The organism is Pseudodesulfovibrio sp. S3, assembly GCF_004025585.1.
GTDB lineage: Bacteria > Desulfobacterota > Desulfovibrionia > Desulfovibrionales > Desulfovibrionaceae > Pseudodesulfovibrio.
In genome coordinates this window covers 108,595-125,368 of sequence record NZ_QTZO01000008.1, presented here as the reverse complement: position 1 = coordinate 125,368, position 16,774 = coordinate 108,595, and the positions used below count along the sequence as shown (strand labels likewise).

The 16,774-nt window shown below is 57.0% G+C and carries 14 protein-coding genes and 2 tRNA genes; 7 read left to right on the top strand and 9 right to left on the bottom strand.

All coding sequences use genetic code 11. The features are described from left to right. Positions 1-11 precede the first annotated feature (11 nt). Positions 12-87: transfer RNA gene (locus DWB63_RS10820), tRNA-His, on the top strand. Positions 88-94: 7 nt separating this feature from the next. On the opposite strand, the gene DWB63_RS10815 is transcribed toward DWB63_RS10820, so the two are convergent. Both DWB63_RS10815 and selB read right to left on the bottom strand, forming a co-directional pair. Beyond that, complete coding sequence (locus DWB63_RS10815) at positions 95-847, bottom strand: lipid-binding SYLF domain-containing protein (protein WP_128328852.1); 753 nt, start codon at positions 845-847, stop codon at positions 95-97. A 31-nt stretch (positions 848-878) separates the two neighbouring features. Further along, a complete protein-coding gene (gene selB, locus DWB63_RS10810) occupies positions 879-2,786 on the bottom strand; it encodes a selenocysteine-specific translation elongation factor (protein ID WP_128328851.1) in 1,908 nt (635 codons plus the stop codon). A 291-nt stretch (positions 2,787-3,077) separates the two neighbouring features. Between selB and DWB63_RS10805 the strand changes: the two genes are divergently transcribed. After that, entirely contained in the window at positions 3,078-3,953 is an 876-nt protein-coding gene (locus DWB63_RS10805) for a FecR domain-containing protein (RefSeq protein ID WP_164879853.1), read from the top strand. A gap of 51 nt (positions 3,954-4,004) precedes the next feature. After that, positions 4,005-4,547: a tetratricopeptide repeat protein gene (locus tag DWB63_RS10800; RefSeq protein WP_128328849.1), complete on the top strand. Its 543-nt coding sequence runs from the start codon at positions 4,005-4,007 to the stop codon at positions 4,545-4,547. 74 nt (positions 4,548-4,621) lie between these two features. Here the strand turns inward: DWB63_RS10800 and DWB63_RS10795 are convergent, their stop codons facing one another. The 3 genes from DWB63_RS10795 to DWB63_RS10785 are packed head-to-tail and all read right to left on the bottom strand — an operon-like array spanning position 4,622 to position 8,666. Then, the gene (locus DWB63_RS10795; protein ID WP_128328848.1) at positions 4,622-6,007 is read right to left on the bottom strand and encodes an aminopeptidase; all 1,386 of its coding nucleotides are present in this window, start codon (positions 6,005-6,007) and stop codon (positions 4,622-4,624) included. Between the two features lie 9 nt (positions 6,008-6,016). Further along, positions 6,017-7,426, bottom strand: a complete 1,410-nt coding sequence (selA, locus tag DWB63_RS10790) for an L-seryl-tRNA(Sec) selenium transferase (protein WP_128328847.1) — start codon at positions 7,424-7,426, stop codon at positions 6,017-6,019. Positions 7,427-7,439: 13 nt separating this feature from the next. Beyond that, positions 7,440-8,666 (bottom strand): cyanophycin synthetase, encoded by a 1,227-nt coding sequence (locus DWB63_RS10785; protein ID WP_128328846.1) that lies wholly within the window; start codon positions 8,664-8,666, stop codon positions 7,440-7,442. 191 nt (positions 8,667-8,857) lie between these two features. Between DWB63_RS10785 and DWB63_RS10780 the strand changes: the two genes are divergently transcribed. After that, positions 8,858-10,597 carry a methyl-accepting chemotaxis protein gene (locus tag DWB63_RS10780; RefSeq protein WP_128328845.1) on the top strand — a complete coding sequence of 580 codons (1,740 nt, stop codon included), beginning with the start codon at positions 8,858-8,860 and terminating at the stop codon, positions 10,595-10,597. 94 nt (positions 10,598-10,691) lie between these two features. On the opposite strand, the gene DWB63_RS10775 is transcribed toward DWB63_RS10780, so the two are convergent. After that, complete coding sequence (locus tag DWB63_RS10775) at positions 10,692-11,600, bottom strand: AEC family transporter (protein WP_241648789.1); 909 nt, start codon at positions 11,598-11,600, stop codon at positions 10,692-10,694. Between the two features lie 157 nt (positions 11,601-11,757). On the opposite strand from DWB63_RS10775, the gene DWB63_RS10770 reads away from it, so the two are divergent. From DWB63_RS10770 to tpx, 3 genes are all read left to right on the top strand, one after another. After that, positions 11,758-11,844 (top strand) — tRNA-Leu (locus DWB63_RS10770). Between the two features lie 456 nt (positions 11,845-12,300). Then, complete coding sequence (locus DWB63_RS10765) at positions 12,301-13,377, top strand: mechanosensitive ion channel domain-containing protein (RefSeq protein WP_128328844.1); 1,077 nt, start codon at positions 12,301-12,303, stop codon at positions 13,375-13,377. Between the two features lie 313 nt (positions 13,378-13,690). Beyond that, positions 13,691-14,209 carry a thiol peroxidase gene (tpx, locus tag DWB63_RS10760; protein WP_128328843.1) on the top strand — a complete coding sequence of 173 codons (519 nt, stop codon included), beginning with the start codon at positions 13,691-13,693 and terminating at the stop codon, positions 14,207-14,209. Between the two features lie 161 nt (positions 14,210-14,370). On the opposite strand, the gene DWB63_RS10755 is transcribed toward tpx, so the two are convergent. The 3 genes from DWB63_RS10755 to modA are packed head-to-tail and all read right to left on the bottom strand — an operon-like array spanning position 14,371 to position 16,525. Beyond that, entirely contained in the window at positions 14,371-15,132 is a 762-nt protein-coding gene (locus DWB63_RS10755) for an ATP-binding cassette domain-containing protein (RefSeq protein WP_128328882.1), read from the bottom strand. Continuing rightward, a complete protein-coding gene (modB, locus tag DWB63_RS10750) occupies positions 15,132-15,788 on the bottom strand; it encodes a molybdate ABC transporter permease subunit (protein ID WP_128328842.1) in 657 nt (218 codons plus the stop codon). Before modB ends, DWB63_RS10755 begins: the two co-directional genes overlap by 1 nt. 2 nt (positions 15,789-15,790) lie before the next feature. Continuing rightward, on the bottom strand, positions 15,791-16,525 hold the full coding sequence (modA, locus tag DWB63_RS10745; RefSeq protein WP_128328841.1) for a molybdate ABC transporter substrate-binding protein: 735 nt from the start codon (positions 16,523-16,525) through the stop codon (positions 15,791-15,793). Positions 16,526-16,774: the final 249 nt, after the last annotated feature.

Sequence of the window (16,774 nt, the reverse complement as noted above, 5' to 3'; positions counted from 1 at the left end):
CCCCTCACACGGTGGGTGTAGCTCAGTTGGTAGAGCACCTGGTTGTGGCCCAGGTGGCCGTGGGTTCAAGTCCCATCACTCACCCCAAGTGAACTTATTCGGACGGAACTTCGGTTCCGTCCTTTTCTTTTTCCATTTGTGAAGAACTCCCAGCCTGACTGAGCAGCGAGATCAGCCGCTCCGCGCCGTAAGGCTGAAGGCCCTTGTCATAAAGAATGGTTCTCGGACCGCCACCATCCACGCCGGAAAAGGCCTCATTCAGGCTGAGCCGATCGGAAAAACCGCCGCCGCTCAAAGCGACTCCGGCATACAGACCGCTGTACTCACCCACAAAATAGACATCCCCGGATTCGTAAAACTCGGGCGTTTCATTATATTCGTAATCGGTGGTGATAGCAACGATCCGGGCCTGTCCCCTGAAAACACCGCCGGTCTGCACCACATAGCGGACATCATCCTCGTGCATGAACAGCAGGAGGCCGGACTGTTTGGAAACTCCCGCCTGCAAGCCCCAACCCACGGTCCCCTTGGACATGAATACCGGACCTGTCCACCCCTTGTCGGTATTGGCAAGCAGAAGCGCGTTACCGCCGCCGAGGGAAAATATGAAACTCACATCGCCCATGGCAGGCATGATCATGATGCCCTTGGCTTCACTGATCAGCTTTCGGAGCACTCCCTTCTCGTCCCTGTCCAGGGAATCCTGAAGCATCTGGGAAGCGACGTCCACCATGGCCTGCGCCGTGGCGCGATCGGAAGCTGTTCCGCCAGTGGATCTGACTCCACACCCGGAAAGGAGAAAAAGAAACAGCAGAACGGTCGTGAAACTCTGTATGCGGCTATTCATATCCTTGGCCTAAAGTGAGAGGTTGACCGTGTCAAGAGCGTTTGCGCAAATGCCGGACGTCCCCGACCCGAACAGTCAGCTTTTCCTTGTCGAAGTACTCCAGCACAGGAATGAGATACTTGCGCGACAGCCCCGTCATATCCTTGAAATCCGGGGCCGACATCTCCCGATGATCCTGGAAGAAGCCCACGATTTTTTCTTGAATGCCGTCCAAGGCGGCACAGTGATAATACATGTCGCCCGTCAGACGCTTGAGCTCCCCCTGGTCCTGCAACAGCTTGAGCACGCTCCCGGCCTGCTTTGCGGTCATGCCCAGAGGCTCCAGCACGTCCTTCAAATTCGGCGGCGTGGCCCCGCCCTCCCGGTATGCGGCCAGGATGGTCTTGTGGACTTTCTCCTGATCCGAAGCCAGGGAAATCGTGTGCCCCTTGAGTTTGAGCACTTCCTGATCGGCCTCGATGTCACCCTTCCTGAGCAACCGCTCCAAGATGAAATGAAACAGTTTCGAAGGCAGGGCCCTGCCCCAGGATGAGGCCAGCTCCCCGCGCTGCACTCCGGGCTTCATGGATTCCCTGGCATGGAAATCCCGCAGATAGAGGAGCAGGTCCTCGGCCAATTGACCGACCATTTCGCCCCCGGCATACCGCCGGGTCTCCTTGTCGAACAACACCGCCCTCTGCTGGCCGCTGAGCACCCCCAAAGACTTTTCCAACCCCTTGGTCTCCAGGTTTGTCATGGTCAGCAACTCGGCAAAACCCACCCCCGCGGGTCCGGCCAGCTCCAGCTGGGCTGCGGCCACATCTTCAGGGGTCTGGCTCGCCAACAGATTCAACCGTTCCACATCAGCTGAGAACCGTTTAATCCGATGGCCTGACGGCCCGACGACCCGCCCGCCTGCGAACGCCCTGAGCGGCGAGAAGGACCGAAGCACGATACGGTCCCCGAACACCCCGGCCAACGGTTCGGCAAACCTCGCCTGGCAAATGGCGGTTTCTCCGGGCTTGAGTTCATCGCGGTCCAACAGATAAATTCGGGCCAGAACCTCACGCGCCCCGTGGTGAAAATGGATTTCCTTGCGGTGCTTGAGGGGCAGGTGCGACGATTCAAGCACGGTCAATTCGATATCCCATACCTCGGACGGAAACAGCGAACCGGGCCGGGCAACAACATCGCCGCGGCGGATATCGTCCACCTCCAGCCCATGCAGATTCACGGCAGTGCGCCGACCTGCCTGGGCGGTCTCCACGTTTTCGCCGTGGGATTGCAATCCGCGCACCTTTGACCCGGTCCCGCCGGGATAGAGAACCACGTCGTCCCCCACGGAAATGGACCCGGAGATCATGGTTCCGGTAACCACGGTCCCATGCCCCTTCATGGTGAACACCCGGTCCACGGGCAGCCTGAACAGGTCCGAACGCCGCCGGGGTTTGAATTCGGCTATCAGCTTCCGCAGTTCCTGCTTGAGCCTGTCCAGACCTTCTCCGGTATGGGCGGAAACAGGCAGGATGGGGACACCCCCAAGAAATGTCGGTTCGAGATACTCGGCCACCTCCCCCTCGACCATTTCAAGCCACTCCGCATCCACCATGTCGGTCTTGGTCAGGGCCACCAACCCGGTGGTGACGCCGAGCAACTGGCATATTTCCAGATGCTCACGGGTCTGGGGCATGATGCCCTCGTCTGCGGCGATGACCAGGATGACGAAGTCCACACCCGCAGCACCGGCGACCATGTTTTTGACGAATTTCTCATGACCGGGGACATCCACGATGCCGAGCCGTTCGTCAGCTCCGAGATCAAGAAAGGCGAAACCGAGTTCAATGGTGATACCGCGCTTCTTTTCCTCGGACAACCGATCGCAATCGATACCGGTGAGAGCCTTGATGAGTGTGGTCTTGCCATGGTCGATGTGACCGGCTGTTCCCATGATAACGGGCATAGTATGTAGTCCCCAAAAGATATTGGTTGTTGTTCGTGCGTAGAACAACCCATGGTAGTGAAAAAAAGGCCGGGTAACAAGAACGCAGATTATGACTGGGGTTTGACACGAACGGCATTGTAAAGAATATTCATATACTCTCATTGCAGTGCCTGAGGAACAGGCAAATATAGGTCAAACTAATTGACCTATTTTACAACTATGGTAATAAACTATGACATAACGATACAACATCAGCCTGGAGGGGGAAAATCCATGAGGAAATTTGGGAAATTTACACATTTTTTACTGGTGGCAGCCTTTCTTGTCTGCCTCGCTCCAGTTGCGGCTTCCGCTGCGGAGACGGCAGATGATTTTCCGGATGCAATCGGCGAGGTCGTATTCCTGATGGGAACGGTTACCGCACAGCAGCCTGACGGCACATCGCGCAAACTGGACCTGAACAAACAGGTCATTCCCAAAGACGTAATCGTCACGGGCTCCAGAAGCAATGTCGAAATCGTTTTCAAAGACAAATCCGTTTTCTCGCAAGGTGCGGATTCCAGCACGTCACTTGACGATTACGTATACTCCGACACCGCGTCCGCATCCAAAATGCTCTTCAAGATGGGAACCGGCACCTTCCGCTACGTGACAGGCCAGATCGTCAAGCAGAATCCCGACGCCTTTGCCCTGCAAACACCCACAACGACCATCGGCATCCGGGGCACCGAGGTGTTTGCCGAAGTCGCGCCGGCACAGGAAGAAGTCGGTGTCTTGGGAATGACCCCCGGTCACCAGGTCGACGTTTCCACGCCGCAGGACCAAAAGACCATCACCCAGGCCGGATTCTCGGTCAAAGCCACTCCTGACGGCCAACTGAGCAACCCGGCCCCCACCGATCCGGCAACCCGCGCCAGAGTGGTCAAGGCTGCCCCGCAGACCACACAGGGAGAGACCGGCGCTTCCACTACGGATGAAAAGGATCTCGACCGCAAGGTTGCGGCCTTCGCGGCTACCGTCGACCGGACCAAAGGAGATCTCGGCACCGTCGACGATAAACCCAGCTACGCCGGCATCCACAGCATATCCCTGCAGACGACCGGCCAGAAGAGCGCGGAAAGCGATCGTGACAAGAACGCCGACGGAGGTCTCGGCGGTGGTGGCGATGGTGGTGGCGGCTACTAAGCCGACCAAGAGCCCGACCGCCTCGATAACATTTAGAGAAGGAAGACCGAGATGAAAATACATGTAATGAAATACACCCTGCTCCTGTCCACGATTGTACTCCTCCTGACAGGCTGCACGAGCTCCATGATGGAACGCCAGGGAACCAAGGCATACCTGGAAAAGGATTATGCCACCGCCAAGATGAAATATGACGAAGCCATCGTGGAGGGCAATGCCGACGCCATGTACCACCTGGCCGTCATGTACGCGGAAGGCCAGGGGGTCCAGCAGGACTACGCCAAGGCCGCCAGCCTGCTTGAGCAGGCCGTTGCCCAGGAACAGGAAGACGCCCAGCTCATGCTCGGCCTGTTCAACATCTACGGAGACGGCGTCCCCAAAGACCCGGCCAAGGGCGCAGAACTGATCAAGGCCTCGGCCGTCAACGGAAACGACACGGCCATGTACTATCTGGGAAATCTCTACGCCGCCGGACTGGGTGTGCAGAAGGACCTGACCCAGGCCCTGCACTGGATGGAACAGGCCAAGAAGGCTGGCTTCCCGGTCAAGGACGAACTCCTGACCAAGGACGGCCTCGCCGCCCTGTATCAATAACAGATCAATCCCAAGCAAAAAGGGCTGCCGGAACACTCCGGCAGCCCTTTTTCACTGTCTACCAAGGTAACGCCCTACCGCTTCAGGAACTCCCTGAAAGCGAGAGTGCATGCATACATGTCCGCCTTGCTCGTCAATTCGAAGGGCGAATGCATCGAGAGCACGGCGACGCCCACATCGATGACATCCATGCCGTACACGGCCAGGAACTTGGCCACGGTGCCGCCGCCCCCGATGTCCACCTTGCCCAGTTCGGACATATGCCACGGGATGCCCGCATCATCGAAGATGTGACGCAGCCAGGCAATGAAATCCGGGTGGGCATCGTTGGCTCCCACCTTGCCACGATGACCGGTGAACTTGTTGAAACACGGACCGTATCCGAGCTTTGCAGCGTTGAGCGGCTCGTACACGTCCTTGTGATCCGGGTCCATGGCAGCGGATACGTCGGCGGAAAGAGCTGAGCCGTTCATGAATATCTGGGACAGGCGTGCGCCTGGCTCCCACGCCTCGACCAGCTCTTCCATGCAATATTCGAAGAAATAGGACTTGGCCCCGGTGGCGCCGTCCGAACCGATCTCTTCCTTGTCCCAGAACAGCACGATCTGAGCGTATTCCGGTTCGGGTTCGGCCAAAAGCGCCTCCAGCGCGCAAAACACGCTGGACCTGTCATCCTGGCCGTAGCCGCCGATGATGGATTCATCCACTCCGACGAAACGGGCGGGACCGGCCGGAACCGCCTGCATCTCCGCGCTGAAGAAGTCGGATTCATCGATGCCGTAGCGCTTGTTGAGGATCTCAAGCACCTTGCGCTTGACCGGCTCCTTGGCCTTGTCGTCGTCATCCTTACCGGAGGGAACAGGAGACTGCCCCATGATCAGATTGAGTTTTTCCGCGTCAAAGGCATCTTCCACCTTCTTGACCACTTCCTTGTACGCCAGGTGCGGCAGGAGGTCGGTGATGGTGAATACGGGGTCTTTGGGGTTTTCGCCTATGCAAACCGTGACCACTTCGCCGGATTTCTTGACCACGGTACCATGCAGGGCAAGGGGGATGGTCAACCACTGATACTTGCGAATCCCGCCGTAATAATGGGTCTTGGCCAGACAAATTTCCGTGTCCTCGTACAGGGGACGCTGCTTGAGATCGAGACGCGGGCAATCGGCATGGGCGCCGATCAGCCGGAACCCCTCGGACAGGGGACGTCTGCCCTTGCGCGCCAGGAAACAGGTCTTGTTGCGATTGAAACGAAATGCCAGGGGAGCCCGGAGGTCATCCACGAAACCCGCCTTCTCCACCCTGCCGCGGACATAGTCCATGACCAGCCGCTCGGTCTTGCAGGTGCTCAGGAACTGCACGTAATCCCTGGCCAGGCTGTCCATGGCCTTGAGGTGCGCCTTGGAGGCATAGGTCTCCCAGGCGGTCTTGGGTTCGTATTCGAGTTTTTTCTTGCTGCTCATGATAATTCCTTATGATTCGGTCAAGGCGGCCACGGCCTGTTTCAGGGCTTCGGCGACCAGCTTGAGTTCGGTTGAAGCCAGGGTGCGCGGGTCCAGGAGAAAGACATCATCCTCGATCCGGGCCACCAGGGGAGGATCAGTATCCAACAGGGCATCCCTCAGATCACCCGCGGAAATATTCTCGACAGCCACGGTCACCATGGTGCCGGGCAGGTCATATTCAGGAAAGGCGCCGCCGCCCACCCGGGAGGCTCCCTTTTGCAGCCCTACGGACACCCGGTCGCCAAGGGCATCCCGAACCGCGTCGGCCAAACGCCGTGCCTTGCTCTTCAGAGCCTCCTCCGAAGCGGTGATCATCCTCAGGGTCGGCACCTGACGCCGGGCCAGGTCCATGTCGAGATAGAGCCGCAACGTGGCCTCCAGGGCGGCCAGGGTCATCTTGTCGATGCGCATGGCCCGGTTGACCGGATTCATCTTGATACGATCAATATACTCCTTGCGTCCGACTATGACGCCCGCCTGGGGACCGCCGAGCACCTTGTCACCGGAGAACGAAACCACGTCCGCTCCCTGGGCCACCACCTGCTGAACCGTGGGTTCGCCGAGCAAACCCGCCCCTTCCAGGGAACACAGGGAGCCGCTGCCCAGATCCTCGATGACCGGCAGGCCGTATCTGTCGCCCAACGCCCGCATCTCCGGCAGGCTGACTTCCTTGGTGAACCCGACCACCCGAAAATTGGAAGTATGCACCCGCATGAGCGCGCCGGTCAGGTCGTTGACGGCATTCTCATAATCATGCACATGCGTCCGGTTGGTGGCGCCGACTTCGCGCAGGATGGCCCCGGACTTGGTCATCACGTCCGGAATGCGGAACGAACCGCCGATCTCGACCAGCTGGCCACGAGAAACGATCACTTCCTGCCCCTTGGCCAGGGTCTCCAGCATGATGAACACGGCGGCCGCGTTGTTGTTGACCACCAAAGCGGCTTCAGCGCCGGTAATATCACACAGAAGCTTTTCCACATGGGAGTATCTGCTGCCGCGCTGCCCGGTGGACAGGTCGAATTCGCAGTTCGAATAATGGCCGCATGCCTCAACCACGGCCGCGATGGCCGATTTGGCCAACAGGGACCGCCCCAGATTGGTATGAATGACCACACCCGTGGCATTGAGAACCCGCCGGAAATGGGGGCGGGACTTGGCCCTGACATAGGCGACAAGCCTCGGACCAAGCGCTTCCAGGGCAAGCTGTCCGGCATCGACGATGGCCCCGGAGCGTATCTCCTCGCGGCAGATGTCCAGGAATTCATTGACAAGGTTCTTGACCAGCGGACGAGGCAGGTCCCTGAATCCGTCAGCGTCACAAAGCATGGAAAGGACTTCGTCCACGGACGGCAGTTGCCTGAAAAATGTGCTCATGCGTATCCCGATGCTAAGGGGTGAGTAAACGAGGATACAGGGTATAAAACTCCGCCAACAAATACAAGGACCCGCAAACCAGCGTCGTTCCCGAGCATTCAGACCCCGCTGCAAGGGCCGTTTCCATGGAGTCCAGCGCAACGGCCCGGCTTCCTATCTCCGCCGCCAATTCCCGATTATCCCGTGCACGCTCATTCTTCATGGCCGGGACCAGTATCGGTCCCGCTGTCAGTTCACGGACCAACGGCAGCATGGCTGTCAAATCCTTGTCTTTCAGGCAGGTGAAAATCATGCTGTCGGGCTTCATGTCTTCCGCTTCAAGGGCGGCCTTCAGGGCGACCATGGCATGGGCGTTGTGGGCTCCATCCAAAAGGATGGCCCGGCCAGCCACTTCCGCCAACTGAAACCGTCCGGGCAGAAAGGCACTCTCCAGGCCGAAGACCTCCCCCTGATAACTGCTCTTGACCCCATGGGTGGCCGCAAACCAGCGCCAACCGGCCAGAGCAAGATGGGCATTGACCGTCTGATGAATACCCTTGAGGCCCAGCTTGAGGTTGCGTACCGGCTCAGCCACATCCACGGCATGAATAAGCCGTGCCCTGACCGCCTCTGCCCTGGTTTCCAGCTCGATCATGGCCTCAGCCTCCTGGAATCCGGTCAGCCCCTGCCCTCCCTCACGGAGAGCGCCGGCCTTGTCGCGGGCGATCTCCGCAAGGGTCGAACCAAGCACCTTTTCATGATCCATCCCCATGGGCGTGAACAAGGTCAGGCCGGGCCGAAAGACATTGGTGGCGTCGTAGCGACCGCCCAATCCGGCCTCCATGATGGCCACGTCCACCTCCGCACGCCGGAAGGCAAGCATGGCAAGACAGGTCTGAAATTCGAAATAGGTCAGAGAATCACCGCCCGGCACGGACAGGATGTCATTGGCCAATTCCACCCAATCCTTTTCGGAGAGCATTCGTCGGTTGACCTGCACCCGTTCCCTTGGCGAAAGGAAATGGGGCGAAGTGAAAGAGCCGACCTTGAGCCCGTGGGCACGGGCCAAAGAGCTGAAAAAGGCGACGGTGGACCCCTTGCCGTTGGTTCCGACAATATGCACAACGGGTAGGGTAGGCATACCGTGCGCCATCCAGAAGCGCTGCATCCGGTCCAGGGTCAGGTCCATGTGGAACAGGCCAAGCCCGTCCAGGTATTTCGACAGTTGGGAATAATCTTTAAAGTGTGTCACAGGCCTCATTTAACAGGAAAACGACCGGGATGGAACTCCCCTGAAGCCCCTTTCCCCATATCCTCCGGCATCTTTCATCGGACAAGAGGCCTTATGCGGCTCCGAACTTCATTCACACCTCATTATAATATTATCAAGACTCTAGCTTTGAACGCACAAACCATGATATGATTGATAAAATATCAATCTTGGAGAGTACCATGCTCAGAAAAATCACAATCAAAGTCCGCATCCTGCTCCTCATATGCAGCATCGTGGTCTTTACCATAGGATTCACCCTCGCCTTCCTCAACGGAGTAAGCAAGGTCAAGGATATCGGCGTGGAACGTTCCACTACCGCCATGCTCGAAGGAGAGAAACGAAAGATCCACGTGGCCACCCAGGCCATGGCCGACAGCATAGCCGAAGCCATTGCCGACATCCCGGACCTTGACACCAAGATCACAGTCATCCGCAAGCTGGTGGACACAATCCGCTTCGAAGACGACAATTCCGGATACTTCTTCGTGTATGACAAGACAGTGAACATCGCCCTGCCGCCCAACCACTCCCTGCAAGGGAAGGACCTGGGCCATCTCAAGGATCCCAACGGCGTGCAACTGGTCGTCGAACTGAACAAACTGGCCCACAACGGCGGTGGCTTCCTTACCTATATCTGGCCCAAGCCGGACAAGGGCGACCAGCCCAAGCTCTCGTACGCCACGCTCATTCCGGGCACGGACATGTGGATCGGCACCGGGGTCTACCTGGATAATGTCGAAAACGACAAGCAGACCATCATGGCCGACATAGACAATCTGGTCTCAACCTTTATCTGGAGCATCGGCGGCGTCATCCTGGGCATATTCCTCCTCGTCATCCTGCCGTTCTGCCTGCTCATAGTCCGTTCCATCATCCAGCCTCTCAACGAGGCGGTCGAACTGGCCGACCAGGTGGCTTCCGGCGATCTGACACAAGACATCTCCACGGAATACAAGGATGAACCAGGCAAATTGACTGCGTCACTGGCCGAGATGGTGCACAGGCTGCGCCATGCAGTGGGGCAGGCCAAGTATGGCGCCGATCAGGTCGCCTCGGGCAGCACAGAAGTGACCAGTTCCGCACAGACGCTGGCCGACGGCGCAAACCGCCAGGCCGCCTCGGTGGAACAGGTCTCCGCAGCCATGGAGGAGATGATCGGGCAGATCAGCAAGAATACGGAAAACGCCACCCAGACCGAACGCATGGCCAACCAGACTGCCCAGGACGCGCAACGGGGCGGCGACACAGTCATGGAAGCCGTCAATTCCATCAAGCATATCGCTGATAAAATCTCCATAATCGAAGAAATCGCCCGCCAAACCAACCTGCTGGCCCTGAATGCGGCCATTGAAGCAGCCAGGGCCGGTGAAGCAGGCAAGGGATTTGCCGTGGTCGCGGCCGAAGTACGCAAACTGGCCGAACGAAGCGGAATCGCTGCCGCAGAAATCGGTGACCTTTCTTCAAGCACCCTGGCCAAGGCCGACGAGGCCGGAGCAATGCTGACCAAGATGGTTCCCGACATCCGCAAGACTGCGGACCTGGTACAGGAAATCTCCGCCGCCAGTTCCGAGCAGAACGCAGGCGCCCATGAAATCAACAAGGCCATCCAGGAATTGGATAATGTCATTCAACAGAATGCCGCCGCTTCCGAAGAGCTGGCCGCCACGGCCAGGGAGTTCACGGATCAGGCGACCCAATTGCAGCAGGGCATGCAGTATTTCAACATCGGCTCCCAGGGAGCGCCCCTGGTCAGAACCACACGCGTCCCCCGCACTGCACCAGCCGCAAAGACACCTGTTGCGAAATTGCCATCCGCATCCACAGCAAAGCAGCCCCCAAGAGCGACGCCCGCCTCGGACGAATCAGGTTTCTCGCTGGACATGGACTCGGACGCAGACGGGGACTTCGAGCGGTTCTAGCCTCCCCTCCTGACACCATACCGGGCCGGGAACGCAATAATTGCAATGCGTTCCCGGCCCGACGCTTTTGCAAAACCATCATCCCCGGCTGTTGCTACACGGCCATGAGCACCAAGTACCAGACCGGCAGCGTCATGAAGGAAAGCAGTATCCCCACGCCGACTATGGTCGCAGCCAGAGAGGGACGAAGGCCATAGGTCATGGCAATGATGCCCCCGGTGATCATCGGTCCCATGGCCGATTCGAAGACCGTCACCTTGGCGATGACATCGTCGGCACCAACGCCCCAGATATACAGGACAAAGATCAGGACCGGAGCCAGGATCAGCTTATAGGTCAGACCGATGACCAGATCCCGGCCATTGCCCTTGATGGCACTGAACCGCAGCGTCAGGCCCACGGACAGCAGGGCAAGGGGGCTGAGGGTCGAACCCAGCCGGGACAGGATGCCGGCCACCCATTCAGGGTACGGCACTGGGTGCATGGCGAAACCGAATACAATGGCCAGGAACGGTGGAAACAGCAGAACCTTCCTGGCAAGCTCCCGTCCGTTCACATCCTGCCCCGACACCTTGGCGGCCAGAATGATGCCTGGGATGGCCAAGGCCATGAATGTGCCCGCCATATCGCACAATACGCCCACGCCCAGGTATTCGGGACCAAAGAACGCCTCGATCATGGGCAGCCCCACAAAGGAGGTATTACCGAGACCCGCGGTCAGGATCAGGCAGGCGATGGTTTTCTTGTCCATCCCCAACCTGCGGCCAACGAGCATGAAAAAAGCATAGCCTACGCCGAAGACTATCCAGGCCATGGCCGCAGGCAGGATCAATTCGGGCCCCAAAGGCAATTCGTGCACATGAAGCAAAGCCAGGGCGGGCAGAGACATGTAAATGATGATCGCGTTCAGGACGGACGGCCCCTTCTCGTCGACGACACCGGATACCCGCAGACCGATACCCAACAAAAAGCAAACGCCCAGCAACAGGAAATTCTCCATCATTTACTTCCTCATTTCCACAGCAACCTAGTGTATTTCAGTAGGATTTTCAAGATGATCCCCCCTGCCCAGCCTTCACCGGTCCGAGCAGTGAACTTTCTTGACAAAAATTGCTTGCCAACCAACTCAAGGCCATATATAAGCCATTTCTCCTGATCGTGCCTGAGTGGTGGAATTGGTAGACGCGCTGGCTTCAGGAGCCAGTGGGGGCAACTCCGTGGAAGTTCGAGTCTTCTCTCAGGCACCAGTAAAGAACAAGGGTTGCAGCAAATAGCTGCAACCCTTTTTCATGTTGTATTCCGGCATGTTAAATGGTCACTTCCTTTTGAACCCTGCACTCTCAACGGACAAAAGAACGGGCCGCCCCTCCATAGTGTCTCCCCCCCGAGCACATCGGACACCTGTATACGACACGCCTCCCGGACCGCCCTTGCTTAAGCGGTCACCATCCTCCGCCGTGCGGTTTCACAGGCCCAACCGCACTCATCATCATTTTTCACATTCAAAACTCTTGCCTCCGCCGGGTTCCTGCCCAAACCACGCCCCAATATCCCCCTCACGCACTACGGCGTAAAACATATCTTGGCCGGACTAAAAAGGTGAATTCCTGATAAAAGAACAATGCCGCCTGAAAACTGGACCAACTGTCCATATCTATAGTAACCCGGATCACAGTATCTTCAGATGACAACAGGGGACAGATATGGAAACCGTTAGTTTTGCGGCATGGTCGGCGAGAATCGGATTGGCAATTGTCATTCTCGCAGGAATTGTATGGGGGTGGTCTTCAACACGCAAGGCGCGTGATTCAAATGCCAGCCTGAAAAAGGCGCTTTCCGACTCTTTGAAGAAAAGAGGACGAACACTGGCCCCTTTTGCCGGTATTGTGCTGCTCCTTGTCATACTCGTGCCAATTGCCGGCCTGGAGGGAAAGACAGCGGCAATGGTCAGCACTCTTTTGAGCATTCTTTTGATTCTTCTGGCTGGCTGGACAGGGACAATGGTCGTGTACCTGCTTTCCGACATGACCGAATGCCGATACGACACCTCCGTAAAAGACAACCTGGAAGCTCGACAAGTCCGAACCAAGGTCAAGGTTCTCCAAAGAATCATCGTCATTCTCATTTGGCTGTTGACCACCGCTTGCATATTGATGCTTTTTGATCAATTCAAGATGCTTGGAGGCACCTTGCTGGCCTCAGCCGGTGTTGCCAGCCTCGTGTTGGGATTTTCCGCCCAAAAAACCCTTGGAGCAATGGTCGCCGGGTTGCAGGTCGCCCTTTCGCATCCGATCAATCTGGATGATGTGGTCATCGTTGAGGGGGAATGGGGACGGATAGAGGAAATAACCTTCACCTATGTGGTGGTAAAGACATGGGATCTTAGAAGGCTCATCGTCCCGATAACCTATTTTCTAGAGACACCGTTTCAAAATTGGACCAAGAAAAATGCCGACATAATCGGGTCTGTTTTTATCCACGCAGACTACACGGTTCAGCTGGAGCCTTTGCGTGAAGAGCTCAACCGCCTCTGCATCCAGGCAAAACCCCTGTGGGATGGCAAGACCTGCGTCCTTCAGGTGACTGACGCCGGGCCTGAAACGCTCACCCTGCGTGCGATAGTCAGCTCCCCTGACGCCTCGTCCGCTTGGGATTTGCGCTGCCTGCTTCGGGAGGCCCTTGTCGAATACATGCGGACACAGTATCCGGAATGGTTGCCCAAACGTCGAATATCCATACCGGAAGAACGTGAACAAATTACCGGTCGCAAAAGCGAGTAAGCAGATTTTGCCATATGGGCAACCACGAAAAACCACCGGAAGTCTTTACTCGCAGCCCTAAGATGGAGGACTTTGCAACTCCCTCTTGACTGTTTTTCCAACGGCTCCCCACAAGGACTGATGGCATGGCAACGCCCCCTGCGACAAATGGTCCGCCTGACTCCCGGTATTTACTGCCCCCCGATGGAGAAGACCGTCTGGGAATCAAATAAACAACTTCTACTGAGCTTGGTTTCTTGTTGACTCCTCAATGGCCCATCGTGAATACTCAATAATATTCGGAAAAAATAATTAATCCTAGAAAGGAGCCATCATGACTGAAAGAACTGGAATAATCACTTTTCAAGGCAACCCTCTGACCTTGATGGGACCTGAGATCAAAGTCGGGGACAACGCTCCTGAGTTCACCGTTTCCGCCAACGATTTATCGCCCGTCACCCTGGCCGATTATACCGGCAAGGTGCTCATCATCGCGGCTGTGCCGTCCCTGGACACGCCGGTATGCGACACGGAGACCCGTCGATTCAACGTCGAAGCCGCTGCCCTTGGCGATGACGTGAAGATCCTGACAGTGAGCATGGATCTGCCTTTCGCGCAGGCGCGTTGGTGCGGAGCCGCCGGAATCGAAGCCGTGCAGACCCTGTCCGATCATGCCGGAGCCTCTTTCGGTGAAAACTGGGGGACGCTCATCAAGGAACTCCGCCTTTTGACCCGCGCGGTGTTCGTCGTCGGCAAAGACGGCAAGGTTGAGTACGTAGAATATCTGAAGGAAATAACCGAAGAGCCTGATTACGAAGCAGCCCTCAAAGCAGCCCGAAAACTCGTCGGTTAACGGGAACAGGACTCTCTGCGCCGTCCCTTTGACTGACACGTGTAAGGGATCAGTACCACAGGGAAAAAGGCTTGGAAGGAACACCTTCCAAGCCTTTACTTATCGTCTTCCCGAGAAAGGCCAAACACACATCCTTTCCCTGCGGCGCGCGTTTCAATTCCTCAACCGCAGCCCTGAAGCGCCCGGTTGAGGGCGTAGCCCTTTTCCTGTTCGCAACTCCGTCTTTCCTCATGGTCCGGCCCCTGGAATCCTGGAGTTGCAACGGCCTCCTGACTCAACAAGCTCTGCCTTTGCAACCAATCCGGGGCTTCCGAACCATTCTCCACGGCCATGATGGTGTCGCCGAGAAACACGGCTTCCTCCAGGTCGTGGGTCACGTGAAGAATGGGAATATTCAGTTCACTTTTCAATTCCTTGAGACAGCTCCTCAGATTCCTGCGATTTGCCACATCAAGGGCGGAAAAGGGTTCGTCAAGCAGCAACAGGACAGGTTCGCGGGCAAGGGCCTGACAAAAGGCGGCCCGTTGGCGCTCGCCACCGGAGATCGAGGCTGGTTTGCTTGCCGCAAGGTGCCGGATGCCGAACATGTCCATGAGTTCCTCGACCCGTTCCGGATTTGGCGCGGCAAAAGCCACATTCTTGCGGATATTGAGATGCGGGAACAGGGTGTAATCCTGAAAGACCAGGCTCAGCCCCCGTTTCCGGGCCGGAACGAACACACGTGCATCGGTGTCGGCCCAGACGGTTTCGCCAAAGGTGATCCGCCCGGAATCCGGCTTCTCCAACCCTGCAAGCAACCTGACGAGTGTGGTTTTCCCGGCGCCTGACGGGCCGATCACTGCTGTCAACTCACCTGGAGCGCAGGAAAAGCCCAACTCCAGATCAAAATGCTTCAGTCGTTTGGTAATATCCACACTCAGCATCACGATTGCCTCGCATTGATCTTGTTGATTATCATGAGCACCGCGAAACAGACCGGAACCAACGCGGCGGACATGAGGAAGGCATCGTTGAATCGAAGGGACTCCACTGCCTCGAAAATGGCGATGGACGCCACCTGCGTCTCTCCGGGAATACTGCCGCCCACCATGAGAATAACGCCGAACTCGCCAAGGCTGTGCGCAAACACGAGTATGGATGCGGCGGCCAATCCTCCCAGGCAGTTCGGCAGGACAATCCGAAAAAAAGTCGCGACCGGCGACAGGCCGAGAATGGCCGCGCTTTCAAGCAACCTCGGATCAAGCTTCTCGAGGGAAGCCCGCAAGGGCTGGACCGCAAAGGGCAGATTGAAAATCAACGACGCAATCAGAATACCCGCGAAGCTGAAAACCAACCTTTCCCCGGTCATATCTTCCCACAAAGCCCCAGCCGCCCCTCTCGGCCCCATGACCACCAACAGGGCAAACCCTAAAACCGTTGGCGGCATGACCATGGGCAGCGTGATGACGGAATCGAGCAGACTTTTTCCCCTGAACTTTCCGAACGCCAGCAGACTCGCCAGCGGAGAAGCGAAAACGGGAATCAGCAGCATGGTCCAAAACGCCAGTTTTGCCGAGAGAAGGAGCGGAGACCAATCCATTTTTATTTGTATCCGTACTTCTGTTTGAGGGCTTGGACTTCAGGCGTCGAAAGAAACTCGACGAACTTGGCAGCCCCTTCCGGGTTGTGTGCGGACTTGAGGATGCAGGCTGCCTGAATGACGGGCGGGGCTTCATCCACGACAACGAAGCACCCCTTTTTGCCTTCATCCGTAAAGACCGAGGAATAGGCGCACAGACCGACATCCGCAGCACCGGTCGATGCGAACTGGAACACCTGGGATATGGACTGCCCGAAGACGAGCTTGGGCTGCATAGTGTCCCATATGCCGACGGCCTGCATGGCCTTCATGGCCGAAGTACCGTAAGGCGCTGTTTCCGTATTGGCGATGGCGACTTTCTTCACTGCCGGATTCTGCACAGCGGCCTTCCAATTCTGTCCGCACAAAGACTTTTCACTTGTCCAAAGGACCACCTGCCCCTTGGCATAAACAAAAGGTTCCTGAGCGAGACCGTCGGCATACAGCTTGTCGGGACGCTTCTGGTCAGCAGCCAAGAAAACGTCAAACGGTGCATCGCTGATGATCTGCCCGTAGAGCTTTCCCGTTGAGGCGTAGGTGGCCTGCACCGTCAGCCCGGTGGCCTTTTCAAAGGCGGGGATGATTTCCTTCATGACCGGGGTGAAGTTGGCGGCCTGGGCAATCAAAAGATCAGCGGCGAATGCCCCCGAAGACAGACACAGTGAAAAAACAAGAATAAATACAACTAACCGTTTCATGAATGCTCCTGAAATTGAGGGTTTCTCCGCTAGGGTAATCGTGAAATAAGCGTTGCATCTTATATGAACATATCGACATCCAAGACAATCTGGTCACGAAAATACTCAAACCCGTGACAGAAGTCGTATCTGATATGCTTAAATACTCCAAACGGAATTCAAGGCGCAAAAAAAGGCCTTGCTGCGTCACCGGGGATTCCGGCTCCGGCCTTGGCCAAAGGGCCGCAACCCCTGTTTTTCTGTCTGAAA

What these genes read in the sequence shown, in the direction of transcription:
- tpx (WP_128328843.1), top strand. Translation starts at nt 13,691, where the DNA reads ATGACTGAAAGAACTGGAATAATCACTTTTCAAGGCAACCCTCTGACC.
- DWB63_RS10815 (WP_128328852.1), bottom strand. Translation starts at nt 847, where the DNA reads ATGAATAGCCGCATACAGAGTTTCACGACCGTTCTGCTGTTTCTTTTT.
- DWB63_RS10795 (WP_128328848.1), bottom strand. Translation starts at nt 6,007, where the DNA reads ATGAGCAGCAAGAAAAAACTCGAATACGAACCCAAGACCGCCTGGGAG.
- DWB63_RS10755 (WP_128328882.1), bottom strand. Translation starts at nt 15,132, where the DNA reads ATGCTGAGTGTGGATATTACCAAACGACTGAAGCATTTTGATCTGGAG.
- DWB63_RS10800 (WP_128328849.1), top strand. Translation starts at nt 4,005, where the DNA reads ATGAAAATACATGTAATGAAATACACCCTGCTCCTGTCCACGATTGTA.
- DWB63_RS10765 (WP_128328844.1), top strand. Translation starts at nt 12,301, where the DNA reads ATGGAAACCGTTAGTTTTGCGGCATGGTCGGCGAGAATCGGATTGGCA.
- selA (WP_128328847.1), bottom strand. Translation starts at nt 7,426, where the DNA reads ATGAGCACATTTTTCAGGCAACTGCCGTCCGTGGACGAAGTCCTTTCC.
- selB (WP_128328851.1), bottom strand. Translation starts at nt 2,786, where the DNA reads ATGCCCGTTATCATGGGAACAGCCGGTCACATCGACCATGGCAAGACC.
- DWB63_RS10780 (WP_128328845.1), top strand. Translation starts at nt 8,858, where the DNA reads ATGCTCAGAAAAATCACAATCAAAGTCCGCATCCTGCTCCTCATATGC.
- modB (WP_128328842.1), bottom strand. Translation starts at nt 15,788, where the DNA reads ATGGATTGGTCTCCGCTCCTTCTCTCGGCAAAACTGGCGTTTTGGACC.
- modA (WP_128328841.1), bottom strand. Translation starts at nt 16,525, where the DNA reads ATGAAACGGTTAGTTGTATTTATTCTTGTTTTTTCACTGTGTCTGTCT.
- DWB63_RS10785 (WP_128328846.1), bottom strand. Translation starts at nt 8,666, where the DNA reads ATGAGGCCTGTGACACACTTTAAAGATTATTCCCAACTGTCGAAATAC.
- DWB63_RS10775 (WP_241648789.1), bottom strand. Translation starts at nt 11,600, where the DNA reads ATGATGGAGAATTTCCTGTTGCTGGGCGTTTGCTTTTTGTTGGGTATC.